2 protein-coding genes and 1 pseudogene are annotated in these 4,880 nt (G+C 34.3%); all 3 read right to left on the bottom strand.

Features of this window, described 5'->3' with window-relative positions; translation table 11 throughout:
• Positions 1 to 603: 603 nt before the first annotated feature.
• Positions 604 to 786 (bottom strand): annotated as a pseudogene (locus AFK68_RS10425) (uroporphyrinogen decarboxylase family protein); the annotation flags it as partial.
• A 24-nt stretch (positions 787 to 810) separates the two neighbouring features.
• Positions 811 to 1,875, bottom strand: coding sequence for a uroporphyrinogen decarboxylase (gene hemE / locus AFK68_RS10420; protein ID WP_094672646.1), 1,065 nt, complete (start codon positions 1,873 to 1,875; stop codon positions 811 to 813).
• 1,427 nt (positions 1,876 to 3,302) lie between these two features.
• Positions 3,303 to 4,682, bottom strand: coding sequence for an NB-ARC domain-containing protein (locus AFK68_RS10415; protein ID WP_094672645.1), 1,380 nt, complete (start codon positions 4,680 to 4,682; stop codon positions 3,303 to 3,305).
• Between the last annotated feature and the right edge of the window lie 198 nt (positions 4,683 to 4,880).

Here is a 4,880-nt window from a genome sequence, read left to right as displayed (position 1 = left end):
TTTTCTGACTATTGCGTATAGAGCAATAATAATTTCATTTTCTCAAGCGCCTACGAGATGGAGGTGGATAGTGGAATTTTCTGACTATTACTTATAGAGTCAGAATAATTTCATTTTCTCAAGCACTCGCCAGAGATGATGGGTAGTAAAATTTTCCAACTATTACTTATAGAGCAATAATCATTTCATTTTCTTAAGCACCTACGAGATGGAGGTGAGTATTGGAATTTTCTGACTATTGCGTATAGAGCAATAATCATTTCATTTTCTCAAGCACTCGCCAGAGGTGATGGGTAGTAGAATTTTCCTTCTATTGCGTATAGAGCAATAGTTAATTCATTTTCTGAAGCACCTGGGAGATGGAGGTAGATAGTGGAATTTTTCTGACTATTGGGTATAGAGAAATAGTTAATTCATTTTCTGAAGCACCTGAGAGATGGAGGTAGATAGTGGAATTTTTCTGACTATTGGGTATAGAGAAATAGTTCATACATTTTCTGAAACTCCGCCAAAAGATACAATTTTCTACTATAAATTTAGGGGCAGCTTAGAAACCCACCCCTACAAAAATTAATGCAAATCTCAAATATGCTTTAATTTAACTTAAGCAGTTACTGCTAGTAAATTACTTACCTCTTTGGCAGTTTTAAAGAAATACTCTACATTTTCTTCAGGAGTCTTTTGCAAAACACCATGTCCTAAATTTAATATATGACCTCGGTTGCCAGCTTTGCGGATAGTTTCCAAAATACGAGATTTGATAAACTCTTTAGAACCAAATAGTACNTCTCAAATATGCTTTAATTTAACTTAAGCAGTTACTGCTAGTAAATTACTTACCTCTTTGGCAGTTTTAAAGAAATACTCTACATTTTCTTCAGGAGTCTTTTGCAAAACACCATGTCCTAAATTTAATATATGACCTCGGTTGCCAGCTTTGCGGATAGTTTCCAAAATACGAGATTTGATAAACTCTTTAGAACCAAATAGTACACCGGGGTCTATATTTCCCTGAATACCAATATTCTTACCAAGGCGTTGTCTAGCTTCACCAATATCTACAGTCCAGTCTACACTGACTATATCAACACCAGTCTGGGTCATTCTCTCCAATATTCCAGCACTGCCATTAATATATAGAATGAAAGGTGTATTAGGATGAGTCTTCTTAACCTGCTGGACTACTAATTTTTGATAAGGTAAAGCATAAGTTTCATAATCTTGAGGGCTAAGTTGACCCGCCCAAGAATCAAACATTTGGATAACTTGCGCTCCACTATTTATTTGATAACGAGCATAAACGGCGATCGCTTCTGCTAGCTTTCCTAGAAACTGATGCAACATTTCTGGCTCACAAAAAGCCATTTTTTTGATATTTGTATAGTCTTTACAACTCTTGCCTTCTATAGCATAAGCAGCTAAAGTCCAAGGTGCTCCAACAAAACCTAAAACTGCTGCCTCGTTTTTAACTTCTTGTCTAAGAGTTTGTAAAATTTCCCTAATAAAAGGTAGAGACTCTTCTGGTTCGATAGGGTGAAGTTGGTCAATTTGAGATTGGGTGCGAATGGGCGGATCGATGATTGGTCCTTTACTTTCGACTATATCAAAATTAATCCCTATTGCTGGAAGTGGGGTTAAGATGTCTGAGAATAAAATTACTCCATCTGGTTTAAAGGCGTGGAAAGGTTGCAGAGATATTTCCACAGCAATATCTACGTTTTCGGAACGCTCACGAAATGAGGGGTATTTATCTCGTAAATCTCTATAAGCTTTCATGTAGCGACCCGCTTGTCTCATCATCCAGACAGGGGGGCGATCTAATAATTCACCCTGAGTTGCTCTTAATAAATAGGGAATTTGGCTTGATTCGGCCATGTTTACTTTACCTTCTACTTCTAAAATCTTTCATCTTAACTAGCAGGTCATTTCAGTTATCAGTTATCAGTTATCAGTTATCAGTTAGCCTCTTGCGGAGGAACTTTGTTAACAGTAGCTCATGCAATAGGGAGACTTGAAATACTGAAGTTGTTTTTTCATCTCCTTAAAAAGGGGAGCCTTGAGACCTGATTTTCTGGCCAACTTCAACTTTATTGTCCTGATCTGTAAGTTTACAAGGGTGTGACATTTGTGGAAATAGTCGGGTCTGGATTGTAACGAAAGTTTACTATTCGGAAAGGGAGTGTGGGAAGTGTGGGGAGTTTGGGAGGTTTGGGAGGTCTGGGGAGTGTGGGGAGTAGGGCACTCAGAAATAGGAAGTGGTAATTAATTCTTTTTGGCAATTTGAATCAGGGGGATAGGGTAAATAAGGTATTGTTGGTTTTTGTTTGATTTAATAGGTATCGTCTTTTTAGGGATTGTCATCCATTAATAATATCTATTGATGAAAAGGAGCTGGATTTTTTTAAGTCTTCTATTGAAAGGTTTTTGTCGAATTTACTTATTTGGAAAACTATTTGTTTTTCTACATCAGACATTCTCTGGTATGAGGTATGGAAAAGTAGTTTCATTTATCCTCATAAAGGGAGTAGGGAGTAGGGGAGTGTGGGGAGTAGGGCACTCAGAAATAGGAAGTGGTAATTAATTCTTTTTGGCTAGCAGTATAGTTTAGTTTTGCATCTGAATTTTTTTAATATATTGTTTGAATAAGGGGGATAGGGTAAATAAGGTATTGTTGGTTTTTGTTTGATTTAATAGGTATCGTCTTTTTAGGGATTTTAATCCATTGATAATATCTATTGATGAAAAGGAGCTGGATTTTTTTAAGTCTTCTATTGAAAGATTTTTATCGAATTTACTTATAGCAATGAGCGCTCAGGTCTTGACAATTTCCAGCTCAAAGTGCAGTAAGTAAAAAGGTTACAAAAAATAATGTGTAAATATGCCAGCGCACATCGCTATATTTGGAAAACTATTTGTTTTTCTACATCAGACATTCTCTGATATAAGGTATGGAAAAGTAGTTTCATTTCTTCTCAGAAAGGGAGTAGGGAGTAGGGGAGTTTGGGGAGTTTGGGCAATCAGAAATAGGAAGTGGTAATTAATTCTTTTTGCCAAGCACTATGGTTTAGTTTTGCATCTGAATTTTTTTAATATATTCTTTTTTAGGGAGTTTGGGGAGTTTGGGGAGTTTGGGCACTCAGAAATGGGAAGTGGTAATTAATTCTTTTTGCCAAGCAGTATATTTTAGTTTGGCATCTGAATTTTTTTAATATATTCTTTTTTAGGGAGTTTGGGGAGTTTTGGGAGTAGGGGCACTCAGAAATAGGAAGTGGTAATTAATTCTTTTTGGCAAGCAGTATAGTTTAGTTTTGCGTCTGAATTTTTTTAATATATTCTTTGAATAAGGGGGATAGGGTAAATAAGCTATTGTTAGTTTTTGTTTGATTTAATAGGTATCGTCTTTTCAGGGATTGTAATCCATTGATAATATCTATTGATGAAAAGGAGTTGGATTTTTTTAAGTCTTCTATTGAAACATCTTCGTTGAAGTTACTTATTTTTAAAACTATTTGTTTTTCTACATCAGACATTCTCTGGTATGAGATGTCGAAAAGTTGTTTAATTTCTTCTGTAATGATTAAATTCTCTTCGGCTATAAACTGAGATACTGAGCCTTGAAAAATATCTTTGATTAAAGTGCTTATGTATTGTAAATATAAGGGATTGCCTAAATACATATTATTTAAGTTCAACCAATATTCTCGATGTTGGAGTTTATATTCTTGGATTATTTCTATTCCGGCTAAATTATCTAAGCCTTCTAATTCTAAATTTTGAATCGGATATAGTTCTCGGTCTAAGGCTGTCATTTCCTGAGCTTTTTCTTGACTAATTAATATTACACAACTTTGATGTTCGGTTTGAGCGATCGCTTGGAAGAGGTTTTGATATTCTGTGTGTTGTTTTTGATATTGTCCGGCAATTTTTCCACTGATAAATATGTTTTGTACGTCGTCAAGAACTATTAAACTTTTTTGTCTAGATAATAAGTCAAAAAGTTGGGTTAGTTGTTCGTCTGAGATGAGAATATTTTGATTTTGGATAGTGATTTTTTTTAATAGGTCTGTCATTAGGGAATTTAGGGATTTGACAAGTTTTAAGTTTCTCCAAATTACTACATCGAAGTTTTGAATATTCAGGTCAATAAATCTTTTTACTAGGGTGGTTTTGCCAATACCGCTTATTCCTAATACTGCCATTAGACGAGTTTTTTGATGGAAGATATAGTTGGATAAAGTTTCTAGTTCTTTAGTTCGTCCGTAAAAGTAAGTAGGATTAATTGTAGGGGCGATACTTAAATCCTGAAAGGTTGTTTTAGTTGTATCTTCGATTTGAGAATCTTGAGGATATTTTTGATATTGATATAGAGTTTGTGAGCCGAAGTTAAAATTACAATTAGTTCTACAAATAGACGATTTTTCTTGTATGTGTAATCTTTCGATAGTAGAGCAAAAATTAGACTTATTAATATCTTCTCCTAAACTTTCGGAAAAAGTTTTCCATAACTGATAACCTACGTCTCTAATTCGACTTTCACTACGATTACATTCTTGTGCAATATTTTCATAAGTTTTACCTTGCCAAACACCTTTAATAACTGTTTCCTGAATATCATCTAAATGTTTTCCTCTATGAGCAAAAACTAGGCGATCGGCAAATTGCAAAACTTCCGTAATAGTCATTTAGTTTAATCCTGATAATAGTTTCAACCATTTTAGCTCATTTGCATAGGACATTTTAGGATGTTTTCGTATATTGACTTGATTTTTATTTACAAAAATCACGATTTAATCAGACAATTTACTATAGTCAAAAATACCTTGAACTCTTAAATTGGGTTTTAGGGTATGATTAAAATTTTTCTAACTCAATATTATGAG

The organism is Hydrocoleum sp. CS-953 (assembly GCF_002260545.1).
Taxonomy (GTDB): domain Bacteria; phylum Cyanobacteriota; class Cyanobacteriia; order Cyanobacteriales; family Microcoleaceae; genus Trichodesmium.
Note: the sequence above shows the minus strand (reverse complement) of the source record. Positions and strands in the feature narration are given on the sequence as shown.

What these genes read in the sequence shown, in the direction of transcription:
- AFK68_RS10415 (WP_094672645.1), bottom strand. Translation starts at nt 4,682, where the DNA reads ATGACTATTACGGAAGTTTTGCAATTTGCCGATCGCCTAGTTTTTGCT.
- hemE (WP_094672646.1), bottom strand. Translation starts at nt 1,875, where the DNA reads ATGGCCGAATCAAGCCAAATTCCCTATTTATTAAGAGCAACTCAGGGT.